Genomic DNA, 19,077 nt, shown 5'->3' on the forward strand with positions numbered 1-19,077 from the left:
ATTAAAAAAATTGAATACCATGAAAAAACCTACTTTTTCTAAACTAGCAACCTTAGTTTCATTATTGTTTTTAGGCCTACAATGTTATGCCCAAAACTACGAGCCTTTTACACCAAGATTCAATGAAGATTTAAAAGGTGATATTGTGCTTATAGGTAACAATATTCTTGGACCAAATAATAATGCGTTTAATAATAACTCGGTGTATAACCACAATGTTAATATGACTTATATTGATATTGATGGAGACCCAACAACGTTTTCTTCTTCAAGTGCTGATTTAGAAATTCCTAACCCAAACTGTTACCAAATTATTTATGCTGGTTTATATTGGGGAGCAGTAAATCCTGGTGACGAACCAATTACAAATGTTAAGTTAAGAGGTCCTGTTGGAGGTTATAATGATATTACTGGTACAGTAATTTATGATGCAAATGGTAGTTCGGTTGATGGAGGAGACAGCTTTTCTTATGCTTGTTTTGCTGATGTAACCAGTATTGTAACAAGTTTTGGAACTGGTGTTGATTTGGGAACTTATACTGTAGCAAATGTGTCATCAGCTGAGGGAGAATCGTCTGATTATAGTCCATATAATGGAACCGGAGAATCTGCTGGATGGTCACTTTTTGTTGTGTATGAAGACCCAACACTACCTGGTAAATCAATTACCAGTTTTGACGGTTTTAGTGCAATTAGTGTTGCAGGAGGTAATCCAAATCTTGATATTCCTGTTAGTGGATTTAGAACTATTCCAGCACCTGCTCCTGTAAGAGCAAATTTTGCTTTTGCAACTTTAGAAGGAGATAAGCCTATTTTAGGAGACCGTTTGTTACTTAATGGTGTGCCATTATCTACTGCAGATAGACCAGTAGGTAACTTTTTTAATAGTTCTGTAACGCAACTAGATGCAACACCTGTAAATAACAGAGTTCCTAATAGTACCAATACATTAGGATTTGACACAGGTGTAATGACTGTTCCTAATCCTGGAAATACAGTAATTGCTAACGATGCTACATCTGCAGTAATTAGGTTAGAAACAAGTGGTGACACTTATTTTCCTTACTTTTTCGCATTTGCAGTAGAAATTATTGAGCCACATATTGTACTTACAAAAATTGTAGAGGACAACTCAGGAAACAACATTGGAGGGCAAACTGTTGGTTTAGGAGCGTCCTTAAATTATGTTATTGGTTTTCAAAATACAGGAAATGATAATGCTACAAATTTTCAAATAAGGGATATTCTTCCGGTAAATATTATTTTTAATTACCCAGAGGATTTGGTTTTACCTCCAGGAGTTACAGTTGTAAGTTACGATCCTACTACTCGAGAAATTATATTTGATATTGAAGACTATCTAGTTGAAGAAAATGATCCAGTTTACGAAATTAGAATTGAAGTTCAAGTTGTAGATACTTGTAATGAGTTGGCTGATGCGTGTTCAAACATTGTAAGTAATCAAGCTTTTGCGTCTTACAGTGGTTTTTTTAATCCTAATTTCACAATTACAGATGACCCAAGTTTAAGTAGTAATACAGGATGTTTAATTACTCCTCAAGCCACAAACTTTTTAGCAGATTTAGATTGTACGTTTACACAAAACATAGTGTTATGTGGTGATAGTGTTGAACTTACTGCAGCTGATGGTTATGATTCGTACTCTTGGTCAACAAGTCCAACAGGAACTCCTGTAATTGGGACTACACAAACCATTACAGTTACAAACACAGGTACATATTATTCTTTTAATACTGCATTAGCACCTTGTCAATCTATTGAGCAAGAATATGTTGTTGGGCTTTATGGAGGTAATAACTTAACGAACCCTGTTATTCCTTATGCTGATGAGGTGGTGACTTGTCCAAACGATGGAAAATTATTACCAAATATATTTTTATGTGGAGCAAATGATTTTAGAGAAATTGAAACTGATATTGCTGGAGCCACCTCAATAATTTGGGAACAATTAGATGAATCGAGTTGTGCTCCTGTAACTGATGACGATTGTGCTAACGAAAACGATGCTTGTACTTGGAATCAAGTAGCAACAGGTTCAGACTTTACAGCAAACACAGCAGGTCAATTTAGGTTAACTATTAATTATGAAGGTGGTTGTTTTGTGCAATTCTATTTCAATGTATATCAAAATCTTTTAAGTCCTTCGGTAATTGCGACTGATATTATTTGTACAACACCAGGAAGTATTACGGTTTTAGATGTGCCAAATGGTTATGAGTATAGTTTAGATGATGTAAATTATCAAACAAGCAATGTGTTTTCAGTAACAACTCCTGGACTTTATACTGTATATATTAGACAAATTGGAGTGTCAACAAATCCATGTGTGTTTACTGTACCAGATGTTCAAATTTTAGAACGTGATTTTACAGTTTCAACTTTAGTAACACAACCTTTGTGTCATGGTGATTTAGGAAGTGTACACTTAGCTGCTAATGATGTTGATCCTCAATACTTCTTCTCAATATATGATGGAGGAACATTAGTAAATAGTGTTGGTCCTATTACCGAAAACAACTATACGTTTGCAAACTTAAACCCAGGAACGTATACAGTTAATATAGAAACTGAAGATGGTTGTTTACATACTGAAGATATAGAAATTATCGAGCCACCATTATTAACTGTTACTGCAGCAGTAACCGTACCTTTAACATGTAGTGATGGAGAAATTACTATTTATCCAGAAGGTGGAACAGCTCCATATTTTTATTTTATAAATAGTACAACAGATTTCCAAACTGTACCTGAATTTGTAGTTACTTCACCAGGAGTTTATGATATTTTAGTAATAGATTCTAACAACTGTTCAGCAGAAACAACTATTACTGTAGATGCTATTCCTGCTCCAGATTTCACCATTGCAACAACAGATATTTCTTGCTCAGGTTCGTCAAATGGAACAATTACCATAAATGTGACCAATACTAATGGTAATAGTTTACAATACAGTATTGATGGTGGAACGACTTTTTCTAACTCCTCAGTGTTTTCTGGACTTTCAGAAGGAGATTATGATGTAGTCGTTCAATATACGGTAGGAACTTCGGTTTGTTTAACTGATCCTCAAACGGTAACAATTACTTCAGCAGACCCTATTGATGGTACAGCAGAATTATCAGCACCTTATACTTGTACAACAAACGGAACAATTACAGTTACAGGAGTTACAGGTGGAACACCACCTTATACTTATAGTATTGATGGTGTTAATTTTCAGTCAGGTAATACTTTTAGCGGATTAACTAGTGGAACGTATACTGTAACTATTCAAGATGCAAGTGGATGTACTTTTATTACTAATACAATTACAATTGATGCGTTGAATCCTCCAACAGATTTAACCTTTAGTCATACACCATTAACTTGTCCAACAAATGAATCAACTGTTACAATTACAAGTGTAACAGGTGGAACAGGAACTTTAGAATATCAAATTACTGCTCCAGCTTCTTATGCAACATCTTACCAAACGTCAAATGTATTTTCAGGTTTAGCTCCAGGAACATATACATTTCAAGTAAGAGACGAAAATGACTGTGAATATTCAGAATCTTATACTATAGATCCTTTGCCAGTAGTTTCGGTAAATACAGTTTTAGTTGAAGGTCTTGATTGTACAGCAACACCTGATGCTGTAATTGAAGGGACAATATCAAGTGGAGTAGCTCCATTTACTTATGCAGTATCTATTGATGGTGGAGCGTTTAGTAATTTAGGAGCAACAGGAACAACATTTACCTATACAACTGCAACTCCAGGAGCTTATCAATTTGAAATTACTGATGCTAATGGATGTACAGCTCAATCTGTAATTCATACTGTAGCACCAATTGTTCCTCCTGCAATAAGTGCTGTGGTTCAAACTCAGCCTATTTTATGTCATGGAGATACTAATGGAGCAATTGATATTACAATTGATCCTTCAGTAGGAACGCCTCCTTTTACAATAAATGTATTTAATGATACAACAGCTACAGATTATGGTACGCAAACTTCAGGATTAGAAGCAGGAACTTACACTATTACTATTACTGATGCTAATTCTTGTACAGGCACTGAAACCATTACTATAAATGAGCCTGATGCAATTGTAGTAGATTATCATACCATTGATATTACGTGTACAGCAGGAGGAGTGTCTCAAGGTTCTATTATTATTGATAGCGTTGTAGGTGGTACAGCTCCTTACAATTACTTTGTAACAGGAACTAATGGTTATTCAAATTCTGAATTGAATGCTACTGGGTCAACTTCGGTAAGTTTTGATGTGGTTGATTTTGGTTTATATGAAATTAATGTAGTCGATGCTAATGGTTGTTCGGTTTTACATCAAGATGTATTAGTAGCGTCTCCACCTACAGATTTAGATATTGTAATTAGTACTTCGGTAGATTGTGCATTAGGAGGAGAAGCAGTAGTAAGTATTGGTTCTAGTTTACCAAGTCTTGGTCCATTCTTTTTCAGTATTTACCAAGGACCTACTTCGGTATATCCTAATCCTGCAGGAACGTGGATTCCTGAAGATTCACCAGGAAGTCAATCAGCTACATTTACTGGATTAACACCTGGAGTTACCTATACTTTTATTGTATATGATGCCTCTACTATGTGTAGTTATTATGAACCTGCAACAGCACCTATACCTACAAATTCAACCTTGTCAATAAGTGCTGAGAGTTTTAATAATATAACTTGTACAGGAAGTGACGATGGTAATGTATCGTTTACTGTAAACAGTATTTATGGGACTGATGTAACAGTAGATTATACAATATTTGATGCCATATCACAACAAAATACAGGAATAACAGGTTCTGGAACAGTTACTGCAGGAGGTTCGCTAAATGTTACAAACTTAGGGCCTTTACCATTTGGAAACTACTATGTGTTAATTACTGAAACTTCAGGAGTCAATGCAGGCTGTAGTGTGGTAACTGCTCCTTTTAATATTACTGAATCTGCAATTCCATTAAGTTTAACTACTTCAGTAGATCAAAACGCTAACTGTAACCCAAGTTCAGGTGTTATTAGCGCTATTGGTCATGATGGAACAGCGCCTTATCAATATCAAATTACAACAACAGCAACTGCTCCAGCAGCTAACGATCCTTCATGGAGTTCAGTAAGTACATTTAATATGGATGCAGGAAGTTACTATGTACATGTTATTGATGCTTATGGTTGTGTAGTAACAAGTCCTGTTGTTGTGTTACCTATGGATTCTTCTCCTGTAATTACAGCAACATTAAACGATCAATGTACAACAGAAGAAGGTAATTTTGAAATTGAAGTAGCACTAACAACTGCAGGAATTGCTCCTTATAGTTATAGTATTAATGGAGGTGCATTTCAAACACTAACAGCTCCATTTACAATTTCAAATCTATACTCAGGAACACATACTGTTGAAATAAACGATGTCAATGGTTGTGGAAACTTAGTTTCAGTAACAATTGAGCCACCTTTAGGATTAACGCCAACAGTAAATACGGTTCCTACCTGTAATAATGATGATGGTGAAATTACAATGTCAGTATCAGGAGGATCAGGTTCTTATATTTATTCCATAAGCCCTAATCCTGCTTCTGTGAGTATTGCTGGAGATGTAATTTCAGGACTCCCTTTTGGAGTTTATACAGTAACAGTAACTGATACAGTTACCTCTTGTACTGAAGAAGTTACAGTATCGTTACCTGAAGCAATAGCACCTACATTTACAACAACGCCAACTGCTGTAACCTGTTTTGGAGATACTTCAGGAAGTTTTGATATTAATGTTAGTGGATATTCAGGAGCATATACTTATGAAGTGTTTGATAGCATTGGAACTTCAGTAACTGGAGCAGTTAATGCTAATACAGCTACAAACCCATTAACTGTAACAGGAATGACTGCAGGAACTTTCTCTGTTGTTATCACAGAAACTGAAAGTCCGTTTTGTAGTGCAACTGAGAGTGTGATTATTTCTTCACCTTCAGAAGCGTTAACACTAACAGTTTCAGAAACTTCAAATGTAACTTGTGACGATAACCTAGGGACTATTACTGCTATCGCTACTGGAGGATGGGGAAGTTATGAGTATGAACTAACAGGAGCAGCAACAGTCGCGTATTCTCCAAACGGAATGTTTGAAAACCTTTCTGCAGGTACGTATACAGTAAATGTAATGGATGCTGGAGGTTGTATAGCTTCTGAAACTATTACACTAGAAGTACCAACACCTATTAATGCAACGTTTACGCCAAGTACAACAGTATTGTCTTGTTTTGGTGATCAAAACGCTACAATTACAGTAACAAATGTTACTGGTGGTCAAGGAAGTGATTACACATATACTTTAAACACTATTTTACCAACTCCTAGCTCATCAGGACCACAAACGTCTAATGTGTTTTCAAATTTAGGAGCTGGTACATATTCAGTAGTTATAAACGATGGATATAATTGTGAAATGACTTCGCTAGATATAGTGATTGATGAGCCAACACCTATACAAGCTAGTTTGGTGACTGCTAGTACTCAAACTTGTTTAATAGAATCAACATTAACATTGAGTGCAACTGGTGGAACAGGAACATATAACTACAGTAACGATAGTTCGTTTGCCACAATATTAGGAACGTTTACAACCTCTACAACATTTTCAGTTCCAGTAGGAACGTATCAATATTATGTTATGGATGCCAATGGTTGTGTAGCTAATGTGTCCAATGAAATTACAATTGACCCTCTTCTAGATTTAGAAATCGACTTGTATTCTAACAATCCAACTATAAATTGTGCTGGAGATAATACAGGATCTATTATTGCAACTGCTCAAGGAGGTTTAGGAAACTATGTATACACGTTACAAGATACTTCTGGTAACCCAATTTCTGCAACTCAAAATACACCAGGAATGTTTACCGAACTTGTTGCAGGTACATATGTAGTTAGTGTTGAAAGTGGAGATTGTAGTACAGTTTCTGCACCAATAACAATTACTGAACCATCTCAAATGTTAGACGCGACGTTTACAGTGACCGATGTAACATGTACAGGAGCAAATGATGGTGTTTTAGAAATAACAGCTACAGGAGGAACAGGAGTTATCATGTATGCGATTTCGCCTCAACTTAATCAGTTTTTTGAAACGAATATTTTTGATGATTTAGCTCCTGGAACTTATGATGTTATTGTGCAAGATGAGTTAGGTTGTTATTTAACTTACAATTTCACCATTGAAGAGCCAATACCTGTAATTATTAGTATTGTTCCAGATTCTATGTTCCCTGAACTATGTGAAGGTGATGCTAATGGAGAATTCAGTATTGAAATTTCAGGTGGTACAGCGCCTTACAGTGTGAGTTTAGATGATTATGATGGTCCATACACTACAGGAACAGCAACTCAAACAGAATTTGATTTTACTGATTTAAATGGAGGCGACCATATTGTTTTTGTAAGAGATAGTCAAGGTTGCGAATCTGAATGGAATATAACTTTTCCTGAAGCTATAAGTTTTGAACCAGCAGTAGAAGTTGAATATGCGTGTGTAGACAATGCGTCTTCAAATAGTGTTATTGTTACAGTTACAGGAGATGTTGATCCTGCTGATTTGGACTATTCATTAAACAACGGACCATACCAAACAAGCAACATCTTTGTAGATGTACCTTCAGGTATTGGCAATTATGTAGATGTAAGACATACTAATGGATGTATTCAAACTACTGAACTTTTCGATATTGAAAGCTATGAGCCATTAACTCTGGTTTTAAATCAAGGAGAAATAAATGAAATAATAGCTGTGGCTTCTGGTGGAACAGGAGATTATCAATTCTCACTTAATGATGAAGATTATGGTGATGTTAATACGTTTATCATTATGGAAACTGGTGAATATACAGTAGTTGTAACTGATAGTAGTGGATGTACTGCAACGGCTACTATAGTTATGGAGTATATAGATATATGTATTCCAAATTACTTTACACCAAATGGAGATGGAGTTACCGATTATTGGGCTCCAGGATGCACTCAAAATTACCCTAATCTAGAGTTCGACATTTTTGATCGCTATGGTCGTAAAGTAGGTACCTATAGACAAGGACAATATTGGGATGGTAGATATAATAATACCGAGTTGCCAACTGGAGACTATTGGTATGTGGTTAGGTTAAATAGTTCAGTAGATGATAGAGATTTTGTAGGACACTTTACACTTTACAGATAATAGTTAAGGTCTAAATGGTCTTTTAATAAAAAAGGAATTTCATGAAAAAAATTATAAAATACATTCTGTTTTTAGTAGTCATAAATGGTTATGGACAAGAGTTGAATTTGCCAGTTTGGACACAGTATTTAGCCGACAATAGTTTTGTTATCTCACCAACCTATGCAGGAATTGGAGATAACTTTAGAATTAGAGCCAACGGATTAACACAATGGGTTGGTATTAAAGACGCTCCTGATAATCAAGCGCTTTATGCCGATTTTAGAATTGCAGACCGTTCAGGAGTTGGTTTGTCGTTGTACAATGATAAAAACGGAAATACACGTCAAAAAGGAGTTAAATTCTCTTTTGCGCATCACCTTATTTTAGATTATAAATCTAAGCAATACCTGTCATTTGGTGTTTCTTATAATATTAATAGCTTTAGAATTGATATTGAAAATTTTGAACCTACTTACGAAATTCCTATTGTAGATCCAAGTATCACTGATGATAGAGCAATTAATAACAATAACTTTGATATTGGAGCTTTATATAGATACAAAGGATTTTATTTTAGCTTAAATGCTAACAATATTCTTGAAAAAGAAATTGATGATTTTGTTGGAATAGAACCAAGTTTACTTTTAAACTTTCAATTATATTCAGGTTTAATCATTCAGAGTAAGCAAAATAAAAGAGTAGAGTTTGAACCGTCTGTTTACTATCAACTATTCAATAGTGATAAGCGTTCAAGTACTGATATCAACTTCAAATACCGAAAGTATAACAGAAATGAAGATTATTATTGGGTTGGAGCATCCTATAGGTTTCTTAACGACCAGTTTTTTAAACCTTTAAATATTGGTCCTATGGCAGGTATCATGAAGTCAAAGTTTTATTTTGCGTATTCCTATCAGTTTACAATTAATGATTTGGCTGGTTACAACTCTGGTACGCATAGTATAACTGTTGGGTTTGATTTTCTACAAGGAATTAGTAACTGTCCATGTGCACAAAATCCTGTACATTAATATTAGGTGTTATGTGTTGGTAATTAGTTAATTATTGTTAAAATATGGTAGTTTAAAGCCTATTTAAACGACTTATCGAGATTATTTCTTTTCATTAATTTTTTATCCCTACATTTGGATTAAGATTAATAGCAAATCATTTTATTTTAACTTAAAGTCACTAGACATGTTTTGCTATTATATTAAGTCTTATTCTAAGACTATTTCGTTTTTAAGCTTCTTTTTCTTACTTGTTAGCTTTTCATTTTCGCAAACGCCTATTTTTTCACCAGCTATGACAGTTACAGAATTAGGTTCTGTAAATTCTCCAGCAAATGAAACTGTAGAAAATATTATTGATGGTTCAACATCCACTAAGTTTTTAGATTTTAATTATGCCGATGGTATGGGCTTTACAGTAGATTTAGGTGCAAACCCAAAAGCTGCATCGTCAATATCGATTACTACTGCAAACGATTCTCCCAATAGAGATCCTCAAAATTATACTGTTTCAGGTTCAAATAATGGAACTGACTTTACACAAATCGCTTCTGGATCCATTCCTTGTGTAGGAACTAGATTTCATCAAAGAACATTTAATTTTACAAATTCAACATACTATCAATACTATAGAATAAATTTCACTACGCAATGTGGTTCTGATAATAGTATTCAATTATCAGAAGTACAATTATATTCAAATACACCAACACCTACTTACAATCACGAGACAGTGCAAACAGGCTACAATACCATTATGGGAGTAGTCTTTAATAATGATGGTACTAAAATGTTTGTTTGGGAAAAAAGAGGGCATGTTTATGTATCTAATTGGAATGGATCTACTTATGTAAAACAAGCAACACCAGTTTTAGACATTTCAGATGAAGTAGGAGATTGGAGAGATTTTGGGTTTCAAAGTTTTTGCTTGGACCCAGATTTTGACAATAACGGATTGGTGTATATGTATTATATGGTAGATAGAGAACATCTTATGAATTACGGAACTCCAAGTTACGATCCAAACGATGATGATTATTATGAAGCTACCATAAGCCGATTAACTCGCTATCAATTAAATATTGGAAGTAACCCATTAACAACTGATTATACATCAAGAACTGTGCTTTTAGGTGAATCGGTTTCTACTGGAGTGCCATTAACACATGAGTCGCATGCAGGAGGAACAGTTATTTTTGCTGATGATGGAACTTTATTAGTGTCAACAGGAGATAATGCAAGTTATTCTTCAACTGATGTTGGAAGTGCTAACGAAACATATTATCAGCAAGCTATAAATGATGGTATTATGCGTCCAGAAGAAAATGTTGGAGCTTTCAGAAGTCAAATGATTACTTCACTTTGCGGAAAAGTATTACGTTTAGATCCTGCTACTGGAGATGGTGTGCCTTCTAACCCTCACTATAATGCTTCAAATCCTAGAGCACCAGAATCTAGAATGTGGGCAATGGGATTACGTCATCCATTTAGAATGTCACTTTTACCAGGAAGCGGAAGTACTAATCCTGCTGATGGTGATCCTGGAACCATATTTGTGGCTGATGTTGGTTGGAATGTATGGGAAGATTTACACATTTTTGATAAAGGAGGTTTAAATGGTGGTTGGCCTTTGTATGAAGGACAAACACAACTTAATAGTTATTATAATAGTGGAGCTACAAATCCTGATGAAGGTAATGCACTTTTTGTAAGTAATTGTCCTCAACCAACCAATTGGACTGATAACGCTGATCCAGCAATGAGACGTTTTGTACATGACAGACCAGAAGTAGCTTGGAGACATGGTAGCACAAATGATGCACGTGTGCCATGGTTTAATGGAACAACTCCAACTGATCCTAGAGTAGGGACTACAGGAGCTCCTACAACTGGAGTTCAGTTTAGAGGAAATACTGCCATAACTGGTGTTTATATTCAAGGAGACGCACTTGGGAGTTCCATGAATGGGAAGTTTTTGTTCACGGACTATGTAAGAAACTGGATTAACACTGCAACATTAACTGATGGCTCCCAAAACTGGATAAGCGATATTTCAGAATTAGCACCATTAAATACAGGTTTAGGAATTGTTCATATGTATCAAAACCCTTTAGATGGTTTTGTGTATTATGTTAATATTTACATAGGCGAGTTGCGTAGAATTACATTTGCTGCACCTCAATGGACCAATGAACCAACTGATATGACAGTTGCCTGTGATGGAACTTCAGATCCAGGAGGCGCATTTGCTACTTGGCTTAGTAGTTTTTCAGGTACAGTGTCTTGTGGAGCTGCAACTATAACTCATAATAGTACAGGTTTAAGTGACTTATGTGGAGCAACAGGTTCAGAAACTGTTACATTTACATTGTCTGATGAATGCGGAAATAGCATAACTAAAGACGCGACTTTTACTATTGAAGATAACACAAACCCTCAATGGGATTCGACACCAGCTAATGTTACTGTAGAATGTTCAGCTAGTGCTAATGCTGATTTTCAATCTTGGTTAGCTAGTTTTTCTGGAACCGACAACTGTAGTAGCGCAACTGTGACTCATGATAGTGATGGCACACTTGGTTGTAATGCATTTGAAACTGTAACATTTACTTTGTCTGATGATTGCGGAAACTCGGTTAATGTCCAAGCAACGTATACAATTGAAGAGACATTAGCAATTAATCCTGTAGCGCAGGAGCAAGTTGTAATGTATCCAAATCCTACAGACGGAAAACTGTTTTTTAAAGGACTGAAGGCTAAAGGCAAAATTGCAATATATAACTTAACAGGTCAGTCTGTATTTGAGTCTGTAATAGCTAATAATGTTCCAATACAGTTAGAACTTCCTCTTGGTCTTTACTTAGTTAAGATAAAAACTGAAAACTCTACCAGTGTTAAAAAACTAGTGATAGAATAAAACAAAACTATTAGTATATATTCATTATTTCGCTTTTGTAACATTAGTTGCCAATAAACTAATATATCTATCTTATTTTTGTCTCATATTAATAAGATATGGATTTGTTATTGTTTTTTGAATACTTTGGAGCACTAGTTATTGGTCTTATACTTGGCTTAATTGGTGGAGGAGGTTCAATATTAACAGTGCCTCTTCTAGTTTATTTATTAGGCTATAACCCAGTTGTAGCAACAGCATACTCTTTGTTTGTTGTTGGTTCTTCGTCAGTAGTAGGTGTAATACAAAAACACCAAAAACAGCAAGTAGATTTTAAAACAGGATTGCTCTTTTGTTTTCCTTCGTTTTTGGCAGTTTATGCTTCTAGAAGATTTTTAGTTCCTAATATTCCAGACGTTATTTTTAGTACTAGTAGTTTTTCAATTACTAAAGATATGCTCATAATGGTGTTTTTTGCTTTGGTAATGTTGTTTGCTGCTATTTCAATGATAAAAAATAGAAGAGATACTCAAACCGAATTTGTGCCTCAACCGTATTATAAAACCTTTATTCAAGGATTGGTAATTGGTACTGTAACTGGATTGATAGGAGCAGGAGGAGGTTTTTTATATGTTCCTGCATTAGTGTTATGGTCTGGGTTGTCCATGAAAAAAGCAGTAGGAACATCATTAGTAATCATAGCAATAAATTCGTTGATAGGCTTTCTTGGAGATATGCAAACGCTAGTAATTGACTGGAAATTTCTTATTACATTCTCTCTAGTAACTATTGCAGGAATTTTACTTGGAGGCTATTTTTCAAAGTATGTATCTAATAAAAAACTAAAAAAGAGCTTTGGTTGGTTTGTACTTATCATGGCTGTTTATATAATTATAAAAGAGTTTGCAAAGTAATAGACAGCAAATGTTATTTTTGCAAAACTGTAAAATATTTAATGACATTAAAACGTAAAGACTATGAAAATAGAACAAATATATACAGGTTGTTTAGCACAAGGTGCTTATTATATCGAAAGTAATGGTGAAGCTGCTATTATAGACCCTTTAAGAGAAGTGAGTCCATATATTAAAAAGGCAGCTCAGGATAATGCAAAGATTAAGTACATTTTTGAAACACATTTTCATGCCGATTTTGTTAGCGGTCATGTTACACTTTCTAAACAAACAGGAGCTCCAATAGTTTATGGACCGCTTGCAAATCCTGCTTTTGATGCAATAATTGCTGAAGATAATCAGGAGTTTAAAATAGGAGATATTTCAATAATTGCTCTACATACTCCAGGGCATACCATGGAGAGTACAACTTATTTATTAAAAGATGAAAACGGTAAAGACCATGCGATTTTTAGTGGTGATACATTATTTTTAGGTGATGTAGGTAGACCAGATTTAGCTCAAAAAGCAGGTGATATTACAAAAGAAGATTTAGCAGGTTTCTTGTTTGATAGTTTAAGAAACAAAATCATGCCTTTAGCTGATGATGTTATTGTTTATCCAGCGCATGGAGCTGGGTCAGCATGTGGTAAAAACATGATGAAAGAAACTGTTGATACTTTAGGAAACCAAAAGCAAATGAACTACGCTTTACGTGCTGATATGACCAAAGAAGAGTTTATTGCTGAAGTGACTGATGGTTTATTACCTCCACCTCAATATTTTCCTTTAAATGTAAAAATGAATAAAGAAGGCTATGATGATATTGATGAGGTTATAAAAAGAGGAACAAAAGCATTGTCTCCTAATGCCTTTGAAGTTTTGGCAAACGAAACAGGAGCAATCGTTTTAGATGTTCGTCATCAATCAGAATTTGTAAAAGGCCACATCCCACGTTCAATTTTTATAGGTATTGATGGCGGTTTTGCACCTTGGGTTGGAGCGCTTATTGCTGATGTTGAGCAACCAATTCTTATTGTTGCTGATAAGGATAGAGTAGAAGAAACTGTGACACGTTTATCTCGTGTTGGTTTTGATAATACTTTAGGCTATTTAGAAGGTGGTTATGAAGCTTGGGAAGCAGCAGGAAAAGAAACAGATAGTATTGAGTCAATTTCTGCCAATGAATTTAAAAATAGAATGGAAGCAAATACCATTCCTGTTTTTGATGTTAGAAAAGAAGGCGAGTTTTTAAAATCGCATTTACCAACTGCACATTTTACACCTTTAGATTATCTAAATCAGCACTTAGCAGAATTTCCTAACGAAGAGACTTTTTATGTGCATTGTGCAGGAGGATATCGTTCTGTTATAGCAGCTTCAATCTTAAAGAGTAGAGGTATTCATAATTTAATTGATGTAGCTGGAGGATTTGGAGCAATAAAAAAATCAGGAATTCCAGTAACTGATGAGGTTTGCCCTAGTACATTAAAAAAATAGAAAGATTAAATCGGTATGGTAATATGCTTTACCGATTTTAATTTCCTTTAATGCGTTGCCATAATGCATTGAGCATACCTTTAGCATCACTTCTGTCTCTTGGTTGCTCAATAAAATTTACAGTCCCATCTGTATGTTTTTCTATTAAAAATTGAAACACAAAATCGTTAGATTCTGGTTTTAAATTCAACAGTCCAAAGCGTAAATCATTAAAATATAAGTTTCCGTTTTTCTGAGAAATGCTGTACCAACCTTCAGTAATGGCAATCATTCGTTGTACTTTCTCATTATGTTTTAAGTCATCAATTAAATGATGATTTTTTTCATATATAGAAAACGAGATTGGTTGTGAATCAAAAAACGAATAGTCTCCCAATAAATAAACATCTTTAGTATCTATATTAGCATTCCAAAGGATCGTGTTTAAAGGCGACGGTCTTGTATCAATATCTATATAATCAATATTTTGATTGTTCAATGCTTGTTTAAATTGGGAAAATGCAGCCCATTTTAAGAATAAAGTAATAACAAGGTAGGTTGAACTTAAAATTAACCCAAGTTTATTAAAAAATTGCCGTTTAGGATTTGTTCTTCTGCTGAAAAGTGCTAAGAGTAAACACACTAAAAAAGGTAAAGTGTAGATAGGGTCTACTACAAAAATGTTTTTATAAGCAAGTCGCAAATCAAAAGGCCAAAATAATTGAGTTCCCCAAGTGGTATGTGCATCTAGTAAAGGGTGTGTTATAAAAGCCCAAAAGAATAACCATGACCAAGATTTAAAGCTTTTAAAGGATTCGATTTTTGAAACCAGCCAACCAAAAATAGGTGCAAATACAATAGAAAATACTATGGAGTGTGTAAACCCTCTATGAATTTCTAAAGCTGATACTGTATCGGTAAAATTAGAGGCCAATACATCCAAGTCAGGAATAGTGCCAGCAATTGCTCCGTAAAGCATAGCTTTGTTACCAACTTTTTTTCCTAAAACTGCTTCGCCAACAGCAGCACCTAAAACTATTTGAGTAAGTGAGTCCATAATATTATCACAAAACTATTTAAAATTGGATTGTCTTTATATAAAATGGGTCAATAATATTTTTTATATTAAAGGTGTAACATTCTTGATTTTTCAGCGTCAAATAAGTATCAATCAAAATTTACACCATCATGAGAGAAGATAGACAACTTATAGTAATAACACATTTAAGTCAATTATTGTGTTTTATTACTGGTTTTGGAAGTTTAATTGTTCCGCTTATAATTTGGATAACTCAAAAAGAGAAAGTATTTCAAATGGATGCTCATGGAAAAAACATAGTAAACTTTCAAATTAGCATGATCCTTTATGCTTTATTATGCATTCCTTTAATTTTAGCTTTTGGCTTAGGTATACTAGGTTTTATAATACTTGGCATTATTTCATTAGTTTTTCCTATCATAAACGCTATTAAAGCAAACAATGGAGAAACTCCAACATACCCTTTATCTCTTAGTTTTATTAGTTAGTTATATTTTTTACAGAGGTAAATTAAAAACGCTCACTGTATAGTGGGCGTTTTTTTATATTTAGAAAAAAATAAGGTAGTTACAGAAAAATAAGACGCTCATTGTGAACATAAATATTAAGTTTGTTAATTGATATTTATGTGGCGTTATTTTAAAATCATATTATTTTTATTGTTACCAGTTTTTGTAGTTGCTCAAAATCCGGTGACACAGCACATGTCTAAAGTATCAAATCTTCCTGATGTTGAGTTTTATGATATTCTAGAAGATCACAACCACTATATCTGGCTTGCTGCTGATAAAGGTTTATACCGTTACAACGGAAATAATTACCAAAAGTTTACAAACCCTAACCAAAAAGCGAATTCTTTATTTCAATTAAAATTAGATGAAAAAGGGAAACTTTGGTGTATTAATATTCACGGGCAAATTTTCTATGTTGAAAACGATACATTACACCTTTTTTATGACGCTAGTAAACTGGTGAAAGGGCAGTTGTCACCTTTTGAAATTACCAATACATCCATACGCTTATTTACTGTAGATGGTATTTATGATATTAATTTAAATGATAAAAGCACCATCAAGCTTTTTGAAGGTATGTCTGTTAGTGAGAGTACTCACAATGATTTGTCCTATGTCATTAAAATGAATGCAAATAACAGACCTTCAAAAGAAAAACAGAATTGGTACCAAATCAAAGATGACCAGATAAAACTGCTTAAAACATTCACGTCTAAATACAGAATGCAGTCACCAAAGGTATATGCTTTTAAAAATAGTGCGCTTTTAAATTTTAAAGAACAAGGCAAAAATCAACTTTATATTTATAAAACTGAAACTGATGATGTTTTAAAGCTAAAGACACCTAAATCATTAGAAGATTTAACCATTTACAACATTACTTATTTAAATAATGACTATTGGTTTTTAACAACATCTGGTGTGTTTATTTTTCAACTAAAAGGTCAGCAATTAGTTTTAAAAGAACAATTATTTAGTAATGAGTCTGTTACCGATGTATTGGTGGATTTTAATAAAAATTATTGGTTTACAACATTAGATAACGGTGTTTTTGTGTCTTCTAATCTTAATATTAGACAGCTTAATTTAGAACAAGCAAAAGATAAAATTACCGCAGCATGTGCATTAAATAACAATCAATTTTTATTAGGTACAAATAATGGTAAGTTGTTGTTTTATAATACAAACGGTATTTTTAAGACGCTTAAATTACCTGGATCAAAAATTATAGGTAATTTATTTTTTGATGCATCACAAAACCATGTAATTGTTAGTATTAATGCATCAGAATCTTATAGTGTAGATCTAAATCTGTTCACCATTAATGACCAAAAAAATAAATACTCTGTTGCAAAAACATTTTCAAAAATTAATGATGAAAATCTCTTCTACGGAAGCTACAAAGAAGCCATAATATATAACAAACCATATATTTCAGATTCTACAAGAGTTATTAGAAAAAGCAGAGTAAAAGCATCTGAAATATTAAACAATCAGCTATTTGTTTCTTTTATTGATGGCTTATATCAATTTGATGCTAATAATTTTCAGTCAAAAGAAATTAAGCTAGATGACGAAAGTATTTTAGTAAACTCAATCGCTAAAATAAACGATGCTATTTGGTTGGCAACACAGCACAATGGCTTGTTGTGTTTTAAGGATGATCGATTAATTTCTAGTCATGATGCGTTGCCAAAGCAAGTGCAAATAAATACATTAAAATCTGATGGTGAATTTTTATGGATTTCTACCGAAGAAGGGTTTTATAAGTTTCATCCCAAAACCAATCAAGTAAGGCGATTAAATACGCAAGATGGATTAACATTATCAGTAGATAAGTTTATTATTCTTGAAGATTATTTGGTGTCTGTTTTTCCAAATTCATTGTATGTAATGCCCAAAAACAATACGCTTTTTAAGGCTTTTAAAACCTCTAAAGTTTGGATAACATCCGTTCAAATAAATGATAAAGATACGGTTGTAAATACCAATTACAATTTACCTTATGATTATAATAAATTACGATTCGATTTTAACTCAAACGGTTTTCAATCTAACCAACATGTAAATTATCAATACCGAGTTAAACAAATAGATACAACTTGGCAAACCATACCCTTAAATACCCATTTTGTTACTTTTAATAGTTTGTCTAGTGGCACGTACACATTTGAATTAAAAGCGCAAAATTTAAGTGCAAAACAACCTGTTTTTGCAACACCAATTACCTTTGTTATTGCTAAACCATTTTGGGAAACGTATTGGTTTTATGGTTTAGTTATAGCCACAATAATTTGTTTAGTCTGGTTGTATTTTAGATGGCGATTACAACAGAAAGAAGCACAGCGTATTGCAGAAGTTGATAAAATTTTAATTGATAAAAAAATAACGAATTTAAGGTTGGAAAATCTGCGTTCGCAAATGAATCCGCATTTCATTTTTAATGCTTTAAATTCTATTCAGGATTATATCATTTCCAATGAAAAGGAATTGGCAAGTTCGTATTTAGTGAAGTTTAGCCGATTAATCCGTATGTATTTAGATTACAGCCAGCAAAACGAAATTACTCTAGAGGAAGAATTAAATGCTTTAAAACTATATTTAGAATTGGAAAAAGTTCGTTTTGAAGATGAATTGCAGTATGATATCTCTGTCGATAATCAATTGAATACAAAACAGATAAAAGTACCGTCGTTGTTCATTCAACCGTATGTTGAAAATGCTTTAAAACACGGGTTGTTACACAAAATAAACAACCGAAAATTACATATTGAAGCCAAGATTATTAAGCAAAATAAATTGCAAATCACAATCGAAGATAACGGTATAGGTCGAGAACAATCCGAAAAATTAAAACGACCAAACCAACAGCACAAACCATTTGCCACCAAAGCCAATGAAGAACGTGTGCATCTTTATAAAAACAAATTAAAACGTGATATAGCCATAATTACCAACGACTTGTATGACGAAAATGAAGTAGCTGCAGGTACAAAAGTGGTCATTACCATGCCAATACATTAAGAT

The 19,077-nt window shown here is 33.7% G+C and carries 8 protein-coding genes; 7 read left to right on the forward strand and 1 reads right to left on the reverse strand.

Annotated features, from left to right (window positions below; genetic code table 11):
* The first annotated feature begins 19 nt into the window (after positions 1-19).
* From OD803_RS07355 to OD803_RS07375, 5 genes are all read left to right on the forward strand, one after another.
* Positions 20-8,239 carry a T9SS type B sorting domain-containing protein gene (locus OD803_RS07355; protein WP_262732958.1) on the forward strand — a complete coding sequence of 2,740 codons (8,220 nt, stop codon included), beginning with the start codon at positions 20-22 and terminating at the stop codon, positions 8,237-8,239.
* Between the two features lie 41 nt (positions 8,240-8,280).
* A complete protein-coding gene (locus OD803_RS07360; protein WP_129760686.1) occupies positions 8,281-9,252 on the forward strand; it encodes a PorP/SprF family type IX secretion system membrane protein in 972 nt (323 codons plus the stop codon).
* A gap of 166 nt (positions 9,253-9,418) precedes the next feature.
* A complete protein-coding gene (locus OD803_RS07365) occupies positions 9,419-12,148 on the forward strand; it encodes a PQQ-dependent sugar dehydrogenase (protein ID WP_262732959.1) in 2,730 nt (909 codons plus the stop codon).
* 98 nt (positions 12,149-12,246) lie between these two features.
* Entirely contained in the window at positions 12,247-13,041 is a 795-nt protein-coding gene (locus OD803_RS07370; RefSeq protein WP_262732960.1) for a sulfite exporter TauE/SafE family protein, read from the forward strand.
* Between the two features lie 63 nt (positions 13,042-13,104).
* On the forward strand, positions 13,105-14,520 hold the full coding sequence (locus OD803_RS07375) for an MBL fold metallo-hydrolase (protein WP_262732961.1): 1,416 nt from the start codon (positions 13,105-13,107) through the stop codon (positions 14,518-14,520).
* A 37-nt stretch (positions 14,521-14,557) separates the two neighbouring features.
* Here the strand turns inward: OD803_RS07375 and OD803_RS07380 are convergent, their stop codons facing one another.
* Complete coding sequence (locus OD803_RS07380) at positions 14,558-15,556, reverse strand: metal-dependent hydrolase (protein ID WP_262732962.1); 999 nt, start codon at positions 15,554-15,556, stop codon at positions 14,558-14,560.
* Between the two features lie 131 nt (positions 15,557-15,687).
* On the opposite strand from OD803_RS07380, the gene OD803_RS07385 reads away from it, so the two are divergent.
* Together OD803_RS07385 and OD803_RS07390 are read left to right on the forward strand one after the other, a co-directional pair.
* Positions 15,688-16,026: a DUF4870 domain-containing protein gene (locus OD803_RS07385; RefSeq protein WP_129760691.1), complete on the forward strand. Its 339-nt coding sequence runs from the start codon at positions 15,688-15,690 to the stop codon at positions 16,024-16,026.
* 216 nt (positions 16,027-16,242) lie between these two features.
* The gene (locus OD803_RS07390; protein ID WP_262732963.1) at positions 16,243-19,074 is read left to right on the forward strand and encodes a sensor histidine kinase; all 2,832 of its coding nucleotides are present in this window, start codon (positions 16,243-16,245) and stop codon (positions 19,072-19,074) included.
* The last annotated feature ends 3 nt before the right edge of the window (positions 19,075-19,077 follow it).

Source organism: Gaetbulibacter sp. NE, from assembly GCF_025548475.1.
GTDB lineage: Bacteria > Bacteroidota > Bacteroidia > Flavobacteriales > Flavobacteriaceae > Gaetbulibacter_B > Gaetbulibacter_B jejuensis.

Excerpts from the sequence above, each read along its gene's own strand:
- OD803_RS07355 (WP_262732958.1), top strand. The coding sequence starts at position 20 with ATGAAAAAACCTACTTTTTCTAAACTAGCAACCTTAGTTTCATTATTG.
- OD803_RS07360 (WP_129760686.1), top strand. The coding sequence starts at position 8,281 with ATGAAAAAAATTATAAAATACATTCTGTTTTTAGTAGTCATAAATGGT.
- OD803_RS07365 (WP_262732959.1), top strand. The coding sequence starts at position 9,419 with ATGTTTTGCTATTATATTAAGTCTTATTCTAAGACTATTTCGTTTTTA.
- OD803_RS07370 (WP_262732960.1), top strand. The coding sequence starts at position 12,247 with ATGGATTTGTTATTGTTTTTTGAATACTTTGGAGCACTAGTTATTGGT.
- OD803_RS07375 (WP_262732961.1), top strand. The coding sequence starts at position 13,105 with ATGAAAATAGAACAAATATATACAGGTTGTTTAGCACAAGGTGCTTAT.
- OD803_RS07380 (WP_262732962.1), bottom strand. The coding sequence starts at position 15,556 with ATGGACTCACTTACTCAAATAGTTTTAGGTGCTGCTGTTGGCGAAGCA.
- OD803_RS07385 (WP_129760691.1), top strand. The coding sequence starts at position 15,688 with ATGAGAGAAGATAGACAACTTATAGTAATAACACATTTAAGTCAATTA.
- OD803_RS07390 (WP_262732963.1), top strand. The coding sequence starts at position 16,243 with ATGTCTAAAGTATCAAATCTTCCTGATGTTGAGTTTTATGATATTCTA.